Source organism: Citrobacter sp. RHB35-C21 (genome assembly GCF_013816515.1).
In the GTDB taxonomy this organism is placed as follows: Bacteria; Pseudomonadota; Gammaproteobacteria; order Enterobacterales; family Enterobacteriaceae; genus Citrobacter; species Citrobacter braakii.
Genome location: NZ_CP057147.1, coordinates 1,512,671 through 1,529,562, shown reverse-complemented (window position 1 = coordinate 1,529,562; position 16,892 = coordinate 1,512,671). Strand labels below are relative to the sequence as shown.

Sequence of the window (16,892 nt, the reverse complement as noted above, 5' to 3'; positions counted from 1 at the left end):
TCGTCGGATTGGCCGAAAATTTGTAAAGAAATATAAATCCCGCGCATTAGTCCATGAGATGCGACGACTGCAAATAGTTCAGCAATAGCACCGTCTTACCGTCACGGATTTCACCCGTTTTAATCATTTCCAGCGCCTGGGTGAACGGCAGCTCCAGAACCTCAATATCTTCATCTTCCACACCTCCGCCCGCATTTGCCCGCTGGCTGTCGCTGTATTGCGCAATAAAGAAATGAATTATCTCCGTCACGCCGCCCGGCGACATATAGAGCTCAAACAGCTTACGCACTTCCCCCACTTCAAAGCCGGTCTCTTCAATGGCCTCTTTCCGAATGCACGCTTCCGGTTCGTCGTTATCCAGCAGCCCGGCGCAGGTTTCAATCAGTTGACCGCTTTCATTACCATTGACCCAGGTGGCGACGCGAAACTGGCGGATGAGCACCACCGTTTTCTTCTCCGGGTTATACAGCAGGATAGTGGCGCCGTTGCCGCGATCGTAAACCTCGCGTTTGTGGCGAATCACCTCACCATTGCTACGGGTCAGGTCATAGGTAATATTGCGCAGGATGAAGTAGTTATCGGAAAGGACTTTATCTTTGATGAGGGTAATTTTTTGCGACATACCGGCTCCACAGCAAGAAGTGAGAAATAATACTACGCCGTGAAACCGGGTTTGTCTTGGTGCAATGTCGGCCTGATAAGCGAAGCGCCATCAGGCAATTATGCGGCACAGAGCCGGATAGCAACGCTAACGCGCCTTATCCGGCCTTCTTAGCGACTTAGTGAGATTTGACTGATTTTACGCCCAGCCAGTCGACGATCCCTTGGGCGGCATGCCGTCCTTCCGCCATGGCCGTAACCACCAGATCCGCACCGCGTACCGCGTCGCCACCGGCGAAGATTTTCGGGTTACTGGTTTGATAACGGTATGCGCTTTCAACATTGGCGGCTATGCGCCCCCAGTTATCGACCTTAACCCCATGCGTCTCCAGCCACGGCATGCCATGTGGGTGAAAACCAAACGCCATGATCACCGCATCTGCGGGCATGACAAACTCACTCCCGGCGAGGGGAACCGGGCGACGACGTCCCTGCGCGTCTGGCTCGCCAAGCTGGGTACGTAAAAAACGCACGCCGCTGACTCGCCCATCATCATGTAACACCAGCTCAACCGGCTGGACGTTAAACTCGAAGTTCGCCCCCTCTTCCCGGGCGTTCTTCACCTCTTTTTTCGAACCGGGCATGTTGGCTTCATCACGACGATAAGCGCAGGTCACCTGGCGTGCGCCGTGACGCAGCGCGGTACGCACGCAGTCCATTGCCGTATCGCCTCCGCCCAGCACAACCACGTTCAGTCCGGCGGTATCGATGAACGGCTCTTCAGGCAGTTCATCCAGCCCCATCACCTGTTTGGTGTTGGCAATCAGGAACGGTAACGCGTCATAAACGCCAGGCGCGTCTTCATTCGGCAGATCCGCCTTCATGGAACGATAGGTTCCTACGCCCACGAACACGGCATCGTAATCCTCCAGCAGCGCCGACAGCGCCACATCCTTACCCACTTCACAGTTAAGTTCGAAATGAATACCCATGGCGCTGAAGATTTCACGGCGGCGGGCCAGCAGCGATTTGTCCAGCTTGAAGGCCGGAATGCCGAACGTCAGCAAACCGCCGATTTCAGGGTGGCGATCGTATACGGTGGCGCTGACTCCGCTGCGCGCCAGCACATCCGCGCAGGCCAGACCCGCCGGACCCGCGCCGATGATAGCAACGCGCTTATCCACTTTCTGCACGTGGCTTAAGTCCGGTCGCCATCCTTTGCTCAGGGCCCGATCAGAGATGTAACGCTCAATATTTCCGATAGTGACCGCCCCATGCTCGCTACGCACCGTACATGCCCCTTCGCAAAGTCGGTCCTGCGGACATACGCGCCCGGTCACTTCCGGCAGGCAGTTGGTCTGGTGAGAAAGCTCAACCGCCGCATCGATATTCCCGGCTTTGACCAGTTCAATCCACTGCGGAATATGGTTATGCAATGGGCAGGTCCATTCGCAAATACTGTGGTCGCCGCATTTCAGGCAGCGGGACGCTTCCCGTTCCGCCTGCGCCGTACGAAACGGCAGATAGATCTCCTCAAAGCTGGTTTTACGGGCCTCAATTGCCAGCTTATCCGGCTCACCACGCGCAGGCGTCGCCTGCATTTGCTCACGTTTGGTAATTGCATGCGAAACGAAATCGGTGGCGTTGGCATGCCAGGGCTGACTTTCCAGACTGGCGGTGCGTAGCCTGCGCGCTTTTGACAGACCGGTAAGCGAATTTTCCGTCACCAGTTGTAACGCCTGCGCCGGACAGTTCTCTACGCAGGCGGGTCCCTGTTCGCGTCCCTGACACAAATCGCATTTGTGCGCAGTGGCTTTCACCTTCCCTTTAGCGACAGGAGTGAGTACGATCTGCATCGTGCCGAAAGGACAAGCAACGACGCACGATTTACAGCCAATACACTTTTTCGGGTTCACCTGAACGCTGTCGTTATCATGGCTGATTGCCCCGTTCGGGCAACTTCTGGCGCAGGGCGCATCTTCACAGTGATGGCAGGTTACCGCACTGCGCTGCTGCTGATGCTTGATGACGGTAATTCGGGGCTGGAAATGCCGTTGACTCAGGACATGCTGCTCGCCATTGTGAGCCATGACGCAGGCGACCTCACAGGCATGGCATCCCAGGCACTGCTGGCTATTAACCATAATAAAACGATTCATGGCTTCCTTCTTTTTTGGTTGCAAAAACCTTATTCTTTATATGAGTGTTGTTATTAACCGACACGGAAGGAAGCGGCAATGTTCATTTGCCCAGGAAGCACAACTATTTATCCAGAACCTGTGGCAGATCAATTTATTTCATCGCATATGAAATTGTGTTTCAGTTACCATCCAGTTTCATGGCGTTTTATTAACATTTATCAAATACACCGCATCGTTCGGGCTGTTTTAAGGCGCGACGTGTATTGTGTGAGGATGCACAAGTGACGGTAAAGCGTCCGGTCTCGGCCAGTCTGGCTAAAGCTTTTTTCTACATAGTGCTGTTGTCGATTCTCTCAACGGGTATTGCGCTGCTCACGCTGACCAGCAGCTTACGAGATGCCGAAGCCATCAACGTGGCTGGCTCATTGCGCATGCAAAGTTACCGTCTGGGTTACGATCTGCAAAGCCAAAGTCCGCAGCTTAACGCTCACCGCCAGCTTTTCCAGCAGGCGCTAAATTCGCCAGCACTACAGAACCTGAACGCGTGGTACGTGCCTCAAGCGGTAAAAAGTCGCTATGGACGTCTACATGCAAACTGGCTGGAAATGAACGCCCGTCTGATCGATGGCGATTTAAATTGGTACCAGAGCAATATCAATAACTATGTCGATCAAATCGATCTCTTCGTGCTGGCGCTGCAACATTATGCCGAACGCAAAGTAATGCTGGTTTTTGGTATTTCACTGGCGGGCGGGATCGGCATATTCACCCTCGTTTTCTTTACCTTGCGGCGTATTCGCCAGCAGGTGGTGCGTCCGCTGAATAAGCTGGTGGTGGCAAGCCAGCACATTGAACACGGTCAGTTTGACATCCCGTCGCTGGATACTGATTTGCCCAACGAACTCGGGTTGTTGGGCAAGACCTTCAGCCAGATGTCGAGTGAATTACACAAGCTGTACCGCTCGCTGGAAGCGTCTGTCGCTGAGAAGACCCACGATCTCCACGAAGCTAATCGTCGTCTGGAAGTGTTGTATCAGTGCTCTCAGGCGTTAAATACCAGTCAGATTGATGTGTACTGCTTCCGCCATATTTTACAGATCGTCCGCGAACATGACGCCGCCTATTTCCTGGAACTCACCGTCGGAGATAACTGGCGAATTAGCGAAGGCGCAAAAAGCCCCGAGCTGCCGATGCAGATCCTGCCGGTCACCATGCAGGAAACCGTCTACGGTGAACTGCACTGGCAAAGCCCGAACGTCAATGCTTCTACCCCGCTACTCAACAGCGTCTCCTCAATGCTAGGTCGCGGGTTGTACTTCAACCAGGCGCAAAAACATTTTCAGCAGCTGTTGTTAATGGAGGAGCGGGCGACGATTGCGCGCGAGCTGCACGACTCGCTGGCGCAAGTGCTCTCTTATTTACGCATTCAGCTCACGCTGCTGAAGCGTTCGATTCCCGAAGATAACGCCCCAGCGCAAAGCATTATGGCGGATTTTTCTCAGGCGCTGAACGACGCCTACCGCCAGCTACGCGAACTGCTCACCACCTTCCGCCTGACTTTACAGCAGGCCGATCTCCCCTCCGCCCTGCATGAAATGCTGGAAACGCTGCAAAATCAGACCTCGGCTAAACTGACGCTTGATTGCCGGTTACCGACGCTGGCGCTGGACGCGCAAATGCAGGTGCATCTGCTGCAGATCGTCCGTGAAGCAGTGCTGAACGCGATTAAACATGCCAGCGCAACCGAAATTGCCGTCAGTTGCGTGACCGCGCCGGATGGTAATCACACGGTTTATATTCGCGATAACGGCATCGGCATTGGCGAGCCGCATGAGCCTTCGGGGCACTATGGATTAAATATTATGCGCGAGCGGGCGGAAAGGCTGAGCGGCACGCTGACTTTCTCTCAACCCTCCGGAGGGGGAACGCTGGTGAGCATCAGTTTTCGTTCGGCAGAATCCGACGGTGAGCTAACGTAAAGAACCGCAAAGCGCCGTCGGTTCTCGATCCAGGCCTGACGGCGTTGGCACGAAAGGTAAGCTGTAAACGGGCATGATAATTTACATTATCTTCTTTTTTTCTCCACGTTTGCCCCGTACCTTGCCGCTAAAGTGAAGCAATTCACACCCATAACGATACGCAGAAACACGAGGTCCCCTTTTAATGGCGAATTTTTTCATCGATCGCCCCATTTTTGCCTGGGTGTTAGCAATCCTGTTGTGCCTGACAGGAGCCCTGGCTATTTTTTCGCTGCCCGTTGAGCAATACCCCGATCTGGCACCGCCAAACGTGCGGGTAACCGCGAACTACCCTGGCGCGTCCGCACAAACCCTGGAAAATACCGTCACCCAAGTTATCGAGCAGAACATGACTGGTCTCGATAATCTGATGTACATGTCGTCGCAGAGCAGCGGGACAGGCCAGGCGTCGGTTACGCTGAGCTTCCTCGCAGGAACCGATCCTGATGAAGCCGTCCAGCAGGTGCAAAACCAGCTGCAATCGGCAATGCGTAAGCTGCCGCAGGCGGTACAAAATCAAGGGGTCACGGTGCGCAAGACCGGTGACACCAATATTCTGACCATCGCCTTCGTCTCCACCGATGGCTCAATGGATAAGCAGGACATCGCCGACTACGTCGCCAGTAATATCCAGGATCCGCTCAGTCGTATAAACGGCGTGGGCGATATTGACGCCTACGGTTCACAATATTCCATGCGTATCTGGCTCGACCCGGTCAAACTTAACAGCTTCCAGATGACCGCTAAAGATGTGACCGATGCTATCGAGTCACAGAATGCGCAGATTGCCGTCGGGCAACTTGGCGGCACGCCTTCGGTGGACAAACAAGCGCTGAATGCGACGATCAACGCCCAGTCGCTGCTGCAGACTCCGGATGAATTCCGCGCGATTACGCTACGCGTCAACCAGGACGGCTCAGAAGTTAAACTGGGTGATGTGGCGACGGTCGAAATGGGAGCGGAAAAGTACGACTATCTCAGCCGCTTCAACGGCCACCCGGCTTCCGGTCTGGGGGTAAAACTGGCCTCCGGTGCTAATGAAATGGCAACGGCGGAGCTGGTTATCGACCGCCTGAATGAGCTCTCACAGTATTTTCCGCACGGGCTGGAATACAAGGTGGCGTATGAAACTACCTCCTTTGTCAAAGCCTCAATTATCGACGTGGTGAAAACGCTGCTGGAAGCGATCGCACTGGTATTTCTTGTGATGTACCTGTTCCTGCAAAACTTCCGCGCCACGCTGATCCCTACAATCGCCGTTCCCGTCGTCCTGATGGGTACCTTTTCCGTGCTCTACGCCTTTGGCTACAGCGTTAACACCCTGACGATGTTTGCGATGGTGCTGGCGATCGGCCTGCTGGTCGATGATGCCATTGTGGTGGTGGAAAACGTCGAGCGAATTATGAGTGAGGAAGGCCTCTCGCCGCGGGAAGCGACGCGGAAATCGATGGGGCAAATCCAGGGAGCGCTGGTCGGTATCGCCATGGTGCTGTCGGCGGTGTTTATCCCGATGGCCTTCTTCGGCGGTACTACCGGGGCTATTTACCGCCAGTTCTCGATTACCATCGTCTCCGCAATGGTTCTTTCAGTTCTGGTGGCGATGATCCTCACCCCTGCCCTGTGCGCCACTCTGCTCAAACCGCTACATAAAGGCGAGCATCACGGGCAAACCGGTTTCTTTGGCTGGTTTAACCGGATGTTTAACCGCAACGCCGAACGCTATGAAAAAGGCGTCGCCAGGATCCTGCACCGCAGCCTGCGCTGGATACTGATTTACGGCCTGCTGCTCGGTGGTATGGTTTTCCTGTTCCTGCGCCTGCCAACCTCCTTCCTGCCGCTCGAAGACCGCGGCATGTTTACCACCTCGATACAGTTGCCCAGCGGCTCGACCCAGCAGCAAACATTGAAAGTAGTTGAGGAAGTGGAGAAGTATTACTTCACCCATGAGAAAGACAACATTACGTCGGTCTTTTCCACGGTCGGTTCTGGCCCTGGCGGGAACGGTCAAAACGTGGCGCGGATGTTTGTCCGCTTAAAAGACTGGGATGATCGCGACACCACCACCGGAACCTCTTTCGCCATCATCGAGCGCGCGACCAAAGCCTTTAATAAGATTAAGGAAGCCCGCGTCTTCGCCAGCAGCCCTCCGGCGATTAGCGGTCTCGGGAGCTCTGCCGGTTTCGATATGGAGCTGCAAGATCACGCCGGTGCGGGCCATGATGCGTTAATGGCCGCGCGCGACAAGCTGATTGAGCTGGCCGGGAAAGACGCGTCTCTGACCCGTGTTCGTCATAATGGTCTGGACGACAGCCCGCAGTTGCAAATTGATATCGATCAGCGCAAAGCCCAGGCACTGGGCGTTTCCATTGATGACATCAACGACACCTTGCAAACGGCCTGGGGCTCCAGCTACGTCAATGACTTTATGGACCGGGGTCGCGTGAAGAAGGTTTACGTGCAGGCGGCGGCAAAATATCGCATGCTCCCGGACGACATCAATCTGTGGTACGTCCGCAATAATAGCGGCGGCATGGTGCCTTTCTCGGCCTTTGCCACGTCGCGCTGGGAAACGGGTTCACCGCGTCTGGAACGCTATAACGGCTACTCCGCCGTCGAGATTGTTGGCGAAGCCGCCCCAGGCGTCAGTACCGGTACGGCGATGGACATTATGGAATCGCTGGTCCACCAGTTGCCGACCGGATTCGGCCTCGAATGGACCGCGATGTCTTACCAGGAACGGCTGTCGGGCTCTCAGGCGCCAGCCCTGTACGCCATTTCTTTACTGGTGGTGTTCCTGTGTCTGGCGGCGTTGTACGAAAGCTGGTCGGTTCCCTTCTCCGTCATGCTGGTTGTACCGCTGGGGGTCATTGGCGCGTTGCTCGCTACCTGGATGCGCGGTCTGGAAAACGACGTGTACTTTCAGGTCGGGTTACTCACCGTGATCGGGCTTTCGGCGAAGAACGCAATATTGATTGTTGAATTCGCCAATGAGATGAACGAGAAAGGTCATGACTTGCTCGACGCCACGCTGCATGCCTGTCGCCAACGCTTACGCCCAATTCTGATGACGTCACTGGCGTTTATCTTTGGGGTATTGCCGATGACCATCAGCAGTGGTGCAGGTTCCGGCGGTCAACATGCGGTGGGGACTGGCGTAATGGGCGGGATGATTTCAGCCACTGTCCTGGCGATTTACTTCGTTCCTCTGTTCTTTGTGCTGGTACGCAGACGCTTCCCATTGAAGCCCCGCCCAGAATAATCGGACACAAAAAAGGCGACTTACGTTGAGTCGCCTTTTATTATCCTTTGCAGGATATGAATTTCTTCCAGAAAATTATTTACGAAGCATCACTTCGATAAAGTCTTTCCAGTTCCCCAGTTCACGTTCAATCATAACAACCTCTCTTATTATTATGGGCATTCTACGAAATCATCATCATAAAAAGAAGATCATTTAACCAATGGTTGCGATTACATCCTCCAGTGTTCGGGGGTATATGTAATCACTATGCGCTAACCCCATAAATTTTATGTGACTTACTGCAATATTTTGAAATATTCATACATCATCTACGACTTTGGCAATTCTGATGGAAAAACAGGCTGATGCAAACAGGCAAATTCTGATTTTCAGTTTCCCGTGAATTTTGGAACTTTCAGGAATCATTATTCACCATTCAACAACAATGTTATATTTTTCTATAACGGTTCGATGACAATATGTATTATTCATGTTTATAGAACACGAGAATAAATATTCAAATTACGTCAATAAGGATTCAAATGATCACCCTCTACGGCATTAAGAATTGCGATACGATTAAAAAAGCCAGACGCTGGCTGGAAGACAATGGGGTCGACTACCGCTTCCATGATTATCGCGTCGACGGCCTGGACAACGCGTTATTACACGCCTTTATCAGCGAATTGGGTTGGGAGGCGCTGCTCAATACACGTGGAACCACCTGGCGCAAACTGGATGAAGCCACACGTAACCAAATCACCGATGCGTCCTCTGCTGCTGCATTGATGATTGAAATGCCTGCAATTATCAAACGCCCATTGCTCTGCGCGCCGGGTAAGCCTATGCTGCTTGGCTTTAGTGAATCCAGTTATACGCAGTTTTTTAATGAGGTATAGTCTATGTCGTGCCCGGTTATTGAGCTGACACAGCAGCTTATTCGCCGTCCTTCCCTGAGCCCGGATGATGCCGGGTGCCAGGCGTTAATGATTGAACGCCTGCGCGCGGTAGGTTTTACCGTTGAGCGTATGGATTTTGGTGACACACAGAATTTTTGGGCATGGCGCGGCAAAGGTGAGACTCTGGCATTTGCCGGTCACACTGACGTAGTGCCTGTCGGCGATGTCGATCGTTGGATTAATCCACCGTTCGAACCGACCATTCGCGATGGCATGTTGTTCGGGCGTGGCGCAGCCGATATGAAAGGCTCACTGGCGGCAATGGTCGTGGCCGCAGAACGTTTTGTCGCCCAGCATCCGAACCATCAGGGTCGTCTGGCGTTTTTGATAACCTCTGACGAAGAGGCCAGCGCCCAAAACGGCACCGTAAAAGTGGTTGAAGCACTTATGGCACGCAATGAACGACTGGATTATTGTCTGGTTGGCGAGCCGTCCAGCACGGAAATCGTTGGCGACGTGGTGAAAAATGGGCGTCGTGGTTCACTGACCTGCAATCTGACCATTCACGGCGTGCAGGGCCACGTAGCCTACCCACATCTGGCCGATAACCCGGTACACCGCGCGGCGCCAATGCTTAATGAACTGGTGGCGATTGAGTGGGATCAGGGCAACGAATTCTTCCCGGCGACCAGCATGCAGATTGCCAATATTCAGGCAGGAACCGGCAGCAACAATGTTATTCCCGGCGAACTGTTTATCCAGTTCAACTTCCGTTTCAGCACCGAATTAAACGATGAAATGATTAAGTCCCGGGTGCTGGAACTGCTGGAGAAACATCAGTTGCGTTATACCGTCGACTGGTGGCTTTCCGGTCAGCCGTTCCTGACCGCACGCGGTAAACTGGTGGATGCGGTGGTGAACGCCATTGAGCACTATAATGAGATTAAACCGCAGTTACTGACTACAGGCGGGACGTCCGACGGGCGTTTTATTGCCCGCATGGGGGCACAGGTAGTAGAACTGGGGCCGGTCAACGCGACCATTCATAAAATTAATGAATGTGTTAATGCCGCCGACCTGCAGCTGCTTGCCCGTATGTATCAACGTATCATGGAGCAACTCGTCGCCTGATGAGTGTTCCTGTAAGAGGAAATGAGCATGGACTGGCTGGCAAAATACTGGTGGATTCTAGTGTTGGTGTTTCTGGTAGGCGTATTGCTGAACGTGATTAAAGATCTCAAGCGCGTCGACCACAAGAAATTTCTTGCCAATAAGCCGGAGCTTCCCCCGCATCGTGATTTTAACGATAAATGGGATGACGACGACGATTGGCCAAACAAGGATCAACCGAAGAAATAAGCCAACGTAGGCCGAATGGCGGTTACACATCGCCATCCGGCCTGCGGGTTAAATCATCTCAATCACATCATCATCGTGAGGCTTACCACCGCTCAGCGCTTCATCAAAGTAGTGCTTCGGTACGGTAAAACGCAGGTGGTCGAGCGCAAACTGCATACTGCGTTCATCAATGGCGTGCCCCAGATTTTCGACGATATCCAGCGTCACATCCCCACCGGCGCGTATTAACGCCTCCTGCGCGGCAACGGCATGAGATAACTCAATCACCCGGTCTTCACCGCCGTGAATCAAATGCACTGTCGTCGCGGTGGTTGCAACCTCCGGCAACGTGGCATAGCGACCATTAAAGGCGATGACCCGCGACGCCAGCCCAGGCTCGGCTTTAATACTCTCAAGCGACATAATCGAGCCCTGAGAAAAACCAATCAGCGCGGTCGCCTGAGGCGAAACGCCGCTTTGCTTCTGCCAGTAGCGAACGGTTTCGATAAAGACCGGCATAATCGCGTCAATACGCGCCTGGCGGTTCTCTTCCGTTATCCCCTGTACAGAAAACCACTGACGCCCGGAAGTCGTACCATAAGGCTCTGCCCCGCCAATGCTGACGATTAGCGCATCCGGAAACAGCGGCGCAAACCAGGAGCCAATTTCGCCCATGGCAACCGGGTTATCGCCGACGCCATGAAACAGCAACAAGAGCTGTTGAGCGGGTTTATCGGGACTTTGAACAACAAAATGGTCATGTTTCATGGCGATCTCCTTAACTGATGAGAATCATTCTACGCCGCTTAACCGCAATGACCATGCCAGGAAATTGAAGAAGTTAGTGAAAAAATTGCCATTGCATAATGCGATTATGTAGCCGTTGTTCACGCTCAGCATCCAGCTGTTTTAAGGCCTGCGCCGCCTCGGCGCGCTGAACTGCCAACAGCGCTTTGCGACCCGATATTTTCAGCTGTTGGCACAATTCAGCATCGCTGCGTTGAGCCTGTATACGCCCGCGTAATGCCGGAAGAGGCAACTCGCTGCGCTCAAGCAAACGACTCAGACAACCTAATGATGTCAGTAATGGTCGATGCGCGAAGGCAAACCCAGCCAGCTCACCCCAGTCATCCTCATTAAGCGTAGTCTCTTTCAGTGGTACCAGCGGAATGCGCTCTGCGTTCCACTGCGCAAGAATCTCCGCATCCCGTCGCAGGCGCTGGTGCGCCCGCCAGGCAAGGCGTTTTCCCGCTTCGCTGATGGGCAGCACCGCCATAGCGGTATAACAGCCGCTGCTGGCTTCCCGATGATTACCCATCCGTACCAGGACAAAACCGCAGCGCTGCCAGAAACGCCATAATTCAGCCGTATAACCAAAGCTGACGGACAGATAGTCGCACTGCGTGCAATAGTGCCGGGCCTGCAGAATCAGCTGTTGCCCAATACCTTCCCTTTGACGCGCGGGATGAACCGCAATTCGACTGACCCGCCGCCCGACGAGCGTCGCCGCCAATGGGTCTCCGCCGTGCGCCGCCAGTGACTGCGCAACCAGATTTCCTCTTGGTCGGCGAAATCCGGCCCAGACGGCCTGGCTTAATTCTGCGGATAATCCCCCCTCGTCGACCAGCCAGACGGCACCCGCCACCGGGTCAGCAGCCGAAGCCTGAAGAAAATGCTGACCCGGCGCGTCCATCATTCGCCGCAGATCCAGTGGCGAGGTGCGATAATGCGCACCGGAAAGTAGCTGATATACCGCTAACGGCAGCGCCGGGTTTGTCTGCCATGAGAGTTGATCAAATGCCGAGAAGTTAAGCTCCCCTAAGGGGGCGTGCGCAAAGGTTTCGTCGTCAAACACCAGCGCATCGCTGACGATTTTCTCCAGCGGACATCCCTGCGCCCAGCGCACGGGTTGTTGCAACTCATAGCGTCGAAGATGGGGAAAGCGGGCGCAGAATTTCAGCAAAAAGCCTCTGCCGGTTCCCTCGTAGCCCTGTACGGTGGTGGTTAACAGCGTACGAGGGAAACGCGCAACCAGTTGGTGCAGCAGCGGCGCGGGGATCGCGGCGGCTTCATCCACAACCAGCCAATCTGCGGTTGCAGAACTGCTTAACAGCGCATCCGGGGCCATAAAGCGGTAACGCTCTGCGGCAAATTGCGCCAGCACATCCGTTGCCGCTTTAGCAGGCGCGGTGACAATCGCGGTCCCGTTGATACGTGCTATCAATTGCCCTGCCAGAGCCGATTTACCCCGGCCACGTGCAGCTGTGACCACAGCCACGCCGGGAGGCATATCCAGCAACTGGGTTAAAATCATCACCTGTTCAGGCTGAGGGTAACCGGTTGCCGCGTGCCAGACTGCACGAACAGGAAAACGCGGGCTGGAAACTGCCTGATGCTGCTGCCAGTGCAGCGCCTGTCCGTCACGGGAAATCACCCGTTTGACATGTTCAACAAAGTGCGGCGTTGGGATAGGTTCAGCACAGTCGCTCCAGCGCAGTGAATCCACGTCCGGATGCGTGTGCCAGGTATGCCAGGGGGGAGTCAGCAAAACCAGCCAGCTCCCGGCGATCAGCGTTCCGCTTAAGGCGGCAAACGCCGCAGCGTCAAATCCCTGCCCGGCGTCAAAAACCGCATGACGAAATTCGCGCCCTAATAACGTTTGCAGCGCCTGTGGCGTACAGTTTGGCTCAGCAGGGGCGAGTGCGCCCACCCATAACCAGTCGCCGGGTAACGTGTCGCGTAGCGCTAAAGCCCGCTCCTGACACCAGTTCCCCTCACCACTGATAATCAGCAGACGACGGATCCCTTCGCGGGCCATCTGTTCGGTTAACGCGCTCAGCGCCGTATTATCAGACATCCCTGCCTCAGTAGCTTAAATGCCTTTACCAAAAGTATTACATTGTCCCGGATCGCCGCTGTCAAAACCGCGTTTGAACCAGCTAAGCCGCTGCTCAGAAGTGCCGTGGGTAAAGCTGTCCGGCACAACGCGTCCTTGTCCCTGCTGCTGCAGGCGATCGTCGCCAATAGCCTGAGCGGCGTTCAGCGCTTCAGCCAGGTCGCCGGACTCCAGCACGCCCTGCTGCTGCATACTGTTGCCCCAGACGCCGGCAAAGCAGTCCGCCTGCAGTTCCATACGTACGGAAAGACGGTTCACCTCAGCCTGTGAGGCATTCTGCTGCATCTGGCGAACTTTCGGTTCAATACCCAGCAGTTTCTGCACGTGGTGGCCCACTTCATGGGCGATAACATAGCCCTGAGCAAAATCACCATCGGCGCCCAGCTTGTTTTTCATGTCATCATAAAATGAGAGGTCGATATACACCGTACCATCCGCCGGGCAGTAAAACGGCCCCATCACCGACTGACCTGCGCCACAGCCGGTACGCGTCGCTCCGCGATACATTACCAGCTTCGGCTGTTGGTAGGTCCGGCCCATTTTTTCAAACTGCTGCCCCCAGGTATCTTCCGTGGTGGCCAGAATCACCGAAGTGAATTTTGCTGCTTCATCATCGTTTGGGCTGATGGAGTGTGATGATTGCTGTTGGGAAACTGGCTGGCCGGTCATTAATCCGGTGAGATCCACGCCATAATATCCCGCCACCAGCACCACAATCAGCAGGATGATGCCGCCTTTACCACTGGGCAAACGAAAACCAGGGCCGCCTATAGAAGGGCCGCCACCGGAGCTATTTCGTCTGTCTTCCACATTGTCACTTTCACGACGCCCTTGCCAGCGCATAATCACCTCAACTTTTTATTCATTATGATGATGATCGTAGGCGGTTCGGAACAGGATTACCATAAGAAACAGTAATCAAAATCGGCGGGATTGATGAGCCGGAGAGCGATCGCCGGCTCAGGGGAGGATTAGTCTAACTTCACACCCAGACGATGCGCGACGGCTTCATAAGCTTCGATCAGGCCGCCCAGGCTCTGGCGGAAGCGATCTTTGTCCATTTTATCCAGCGTTTCTTTGTCCCACAGACGGCTGCCGTCCGGTGAGAACTCATCGCCCAGGACCACTTCACCTTTATACAAACCAAATTCAAGTTTGAAGTCGACCAGAATCAGACCGGCATCATCAAACATCTTTTTCAGCACGTCGTTGGCTTTGTAGGTCAGCTCTTTCATACGCGCCAGATTCTCTTTGCTCACCCAACCAAAAGTTTCGCAATAGGAATCGTTAATCATTGGATCGTGCATAGCATCGTTTTTCAGGAACAGATCAAACAGCGGCGGATTCAGTTCAATACCTTCCTCAACGCCTAAACGCTTAACCAGGGAACCTGCTGCGCGGTTACGAACCACACATTCAACCGGTACCATCTCCAGTTTTTTCACCAGACATTCAGTATCGGAAAGCAGTCGCTCCATCTGGGTAGGAATGCCCGCTTCTTGCAGTTTAGTCATAATGAAATGGTTGAACTTGTTGTTCACCATGCCTTTACGATCAAACTGTTCAATGCGCGCGCCATCCCCTGCTGACGTATCATTGCGGAATTCGAGCACCAACAGGTCCGGGTTTTCCGTGCTGTATACGGTCTTCGCTTTACCACGATACAACTCAGCTTGCTTTTGCATCTTTATTACTCCTGGGTGTGAATTAACGATAAATATTGCGTTTTTCTGCCGACGCACACGTTTGCGTATCATATCAGAAAAAAAGGGCTGGAGTTATCCAGCCCTTTATTTTTACTTACTGAACGCTGCCTGGAAGACGGCGACCAGCGCGTCGTTCTGGCTTTGCGTCAGGGTATGCCCCTTCGGATCGATAAACTGCAAGCTACTGCGGTTGTCTAAATCACCGACCTGCAGTTTATAGTCGCCGGATACCAGACCCGGATCGCTTGCGCCCAGCTCCTGCCAGTTGCTATCAGACAGTGGTTTGTAGGTCACGGCGATGCTGCCCTGAGAACGGGTGCTGTCGGTCACTTTCATCCCCACTTTCTCAAGCGCTGCCGGCAGACGCTGCCATACCACGTTGAACGGTCCACGTACCACCAGCATCGGTAAACCGGTGTCATCGGCAGCACTCTGAACATCCATGGTGGCGGCAGAGCGGTTCTGCGCGGCATTCGCGGCGTCAGTGGCGTTCTTATCCAGACCTGCGGAGATAACGTTCATCATCTCAGCGCTGTAACGCTGCATTGATGCTGGATCAGCTACGGGTTTACCCGCCTGCTCGAGGTTAATCAGTTTCACCGTTACCGCTTGCTGATAGCCCTGCGGTTTAACCGAGATTTGATAACGTCCACGGTACTGCTCGTCTTCATCCAGACGGTTCCAGTTAACCCAGTCGGTGGTCAACGTCTGGCTGGCATCATCACGTTTGGTGATCGTGTAGTTTTTAGACTGAATGACGCTAACGACCTGTGGCCACAGCGTGTTGCCACGACCATTTTCCACCAGCAATGTCGACGTATCACCCGCGATCTGAGTGCGAGCGCCGGTGACTAATGCTAACGGCTGTGCCGGCGGGCGAATGTCCAGCGCTTTACCAACGGCACCGCTGCCGTTGGTGACCGGGATATTATAGTCACCCGACATAACCGGCAGAATCATCCCAGCTGGAGCGTGAAGCTCAGCAAGCGGTGCGGCCTCCAGATAGGATTCATCACCGCTCACCTGGCGCTTATAACGCGAGTCAGAACTACAGGCCGCGAGCAACATAACAAGCGAAACACCCGCAACCTTGGCCAGGCGCGACTTTTGTACTGAGTAAGCCATCAAATCTCCCTAAACTTTACAGCAAACCGGCATGCTTAAGCGCCGCTTTGACGATTTCACGAGCATTATCCGTGATTGGCGTCATCGGCAGACGTAGCGTATCGGTCGCCACAAGTCCCAACTCCTTACACGCCCATTTCACTGGGATAGGATTGGGTTCGACAAATAGTTTGTTGTGTAACGGCATCAGACGCTGGTTAATCACCCGCGCCTCGGCAAAGTTCCCGGCTGCCGCCAGTTTGCACATTTCGGCCATATCGCGTGCCGCAACGTTAGACGTCACGGAAATCACGCCATGACCACCGAGCTGCATAAAATCCAGTCCGGTCGCGTCATCACCGCTGAGCAGAATAAAGTCGTCTGAAACCAGCTCTTTGATCTGGTGAACGCGACTTAAGTTCCCCGTGGCCTCTTTAATAGCGATAATATTTTTTACTTTCGCCAGGCGACCAACGGTTTCCGGCAACATATCGCAGCCGGTACGGGACGGTACATTATACAGAATTTGCGGCAGGTCAGTATGTTCAGCGATGGCTTTGAAATGCTGGAACAAACCTTCCTGGGTTGGGCGGTTGTAGTAAGGCGTCACCGTCAGGCAGCCGACAACACCACTGTCGTTGAAACGCTGCGTCAGACTAATGGCTTCCGCGGTCGCATTAGCGCCGGTTCCGGCAATCACCGGAATACGCCCGTCGGCCAGCTCCAGGGTCATCATCACCACATCGCCATGTTCATCATGACTCAGGGTGGCAGACTCACCGGTGGTGCCAACCGAAACGATCGCCGAGGTGCCGCTGGCGACATGATAATCAATCAGTTTTTTCAGGCTCGACCGGCAGACTTTACCTTTCTCATCCATCGGCGTAACAAGCGCGACAATACTTCCCGTGAACATGGGCCATCCTCTGTGCAAACAAGTGTCTCAATG

The 16,892-nt window shown here is 54.1% G+C and carries 14 protein-coding genes; 5 read left to right on the top strand and 9 right to left on the bottom strand.

The genetic code is table 11. The features are described from left to right. Positions 1 to 46 precede the first annotated feature (46 nt). Positions 47 to 622, bottom strand: a complete 576-nt coding sequence (gene nudK, locus HVZ39_RS07365; RefSeq protein ID WP_016157107.1) for a GDP-mannose pyrophosphatase NudK — start codon at positions 620 to 622, stop codon at positions 47 to 49. Between the two features lie 157 nt (positions 623 to 779). Next, a complete protein-coding gene (aegA, locus tag HVZ39_RS07360) occupies positions 780 to 2,759 on the bottom strand; it encodes a formate-dependent uric acid utilization protein AegA (RefSeq protein WP_049270080.1) in 1,980 nt (659 codons plus the stop codon). Between the two features lie 263 nt (positions 2,760 to 3,022). Between aegA and narQ the strand changes: the two genes are divergently transcribed. Both narQ and acrD read left to right on the top strand, forming a co-directional pair. Then, positions 3,023 to 4,720: a nitrate/nitrite two-component system sensor histidine kinase NarQ gene (narQ, locus tag HVZ39_RS07355; protein ID WP_016157109.1), complete on the top strand. Its 1,698-nt coding sequence runs from the start codon at positions 3,023 to 3,025 to the stop codon at positions 4,718 to 4,720. A gap of 184 nt (positions 4,721 to 4,904) precedes the next feature. Continuing rightward, a complete protein-coding gene (gene acrD / locus HVZ39_RS07350) occupies positions 4,905 to 8,018 on the top strand; it encodes a multidrug efflux RND transporter permease AcrD (protein ID WP_016153965.1) in 3,114 nt (1,037 codons plus the stop codon). Between the two features lie 75 nt (positions 8,019 to 8,093). Here acrD and ypfM read toward each other — a convergent pair whose 3' ends face one another. Continuing rightward, on the bottom strand, positions 8,094 to 8,153 hold the full coding sequence (ypfM, locus tag HVZ39_RS07345; protein WP_001386977.1) for a protein YpfM: 60 nt from the start codon (positions 8,151 to 8,153) through the stop codon (positions 8,094 to 8,096). 389 nt (positions 8,154 to 8,542) lie between these two features. On the opposite strand from ypfM, the gene HVZ39_RS07340 reads away from it, so the two are divergent. The 3 genes from HVZ39_RS07340 to HVZ39_RS07330 are packed head-to-tail and all read left to right on the top strand — an operon-like array spanning position 8,543 to position 10,258. Then, positions 8,543 to 8,899: an ArsC family reductase gene (locus HVZ39_RS07340; protein WP_016153966.1), complete on the top strand. Its 357-nt coding sequence runs from the start codon at positions 8,543 to 8,545 to the stop codon at positions 8,897 to 8,899. Between the two features lie 3 nt (positions 8,900 to 8,902). Beyond that, a complete protein-coding gene (gene dapE / locus HVZ39_RS07335; RefSeq protein ID WP_016153967.1) occupies positions 8,903 to 10,030 on the top strand; it encodes a succinyl-diaminopimelate desuccinylase in 1,128 nt (375 codons plus the stop codon). 27 nt (positions 10,031 to 10,057) lie between these two features. Beyond that, a complete protein-coding gene (locus tag HVZ39_RS07330) occupies positions 10,058 to 10,258 on the top strand; it encodes a YpfN family protein (RefSeq protein WP_003835080.1) in 201 nt (66 codons plus the stop codon). A gap of 48 nt (positions 10,259 to 10,306) precedes the next feature. Here the strand turns inward: HVZ39_RS07330 and ypfH are convergent, their stop codons facing one another. The 6 genes from ypfH to dapA form a co-directional block, all read right to left on the bottom strand. Further along, on the bottom strand, positions 10,307 to 11,005 hold the full coding sequence (gene ypfH, locus HVZ39_RS07325) for an esterase (RefSeq protein WP_016157110.1): 699 nt from the start codon (positions 11,003 to 11,005) through the stop codon (positions 10,307 to 10,309). 73 nt (positions 11,006 to 11,078) lie between these two features. Continuing rightward, positions 11,079 to 13,094: a GNAT family N-acetyltransferase gene (locus tag HVZ39_RS07320; protein WP_181633414.1), complete on the bottom strand. Its 2,016-nt coding sequence runs from the start codon at positions 13,092 to 13,094 to the stop codon at positions 11,079 to 11,081. 15 nt (positions 13,095 to 13,109) lie between these two features. Next, entirely contained in the window at positions 13,110 to 13,976 is an 867-nt protein-coding gene (locus tag HVZ39_RS07315) for a neutral zinc metallopeptidase (protein WP_016153970.1), read from the bottom strand. Between the two features lie 128 nt (positions 13,977 to 14,104). Then, on the bottom strand, positions 14,105 to 14,818 hold the full coding sequence (purC, locus tag HVZ39_RS07310) for a phosphoribosylaminoimidazolesuccinocarboxamide synthase (protein ID WP_003835086.1): 714 nt from the start codon (positions 14,816 to 14,818) through the stop codon (positions 14,105 to 14,107). Between the two features lie 111 nt (positions 14,819 to 14,929). Further along, entirely contained in the window at positions 14,930 to 15,964 is a 1,035-nt protein-coding gene (gene bamC, locus HVZ39_RS07305) for an outer membrane protein assembly factor BamC (protein WP_016153971.1), read from the bottom strand. 16 nt (positions 15,965 to 15,980) lie between these two features. Continuing rightward, positions 15,981 to 16,859, bottom strand: a complete 879-nt coding sequence (gene dapA / locus HVZ39_RS07300; protein ID WP_016153972.1) for a 4-hydroxy-tetrahydrodipicolinate synthase — start codon at positions 16,857 to 16,859, stop codon at positions 15,981 to 15,983. Positions 16,860 to 16,892 lie beyond the last annotated feature (33 nt).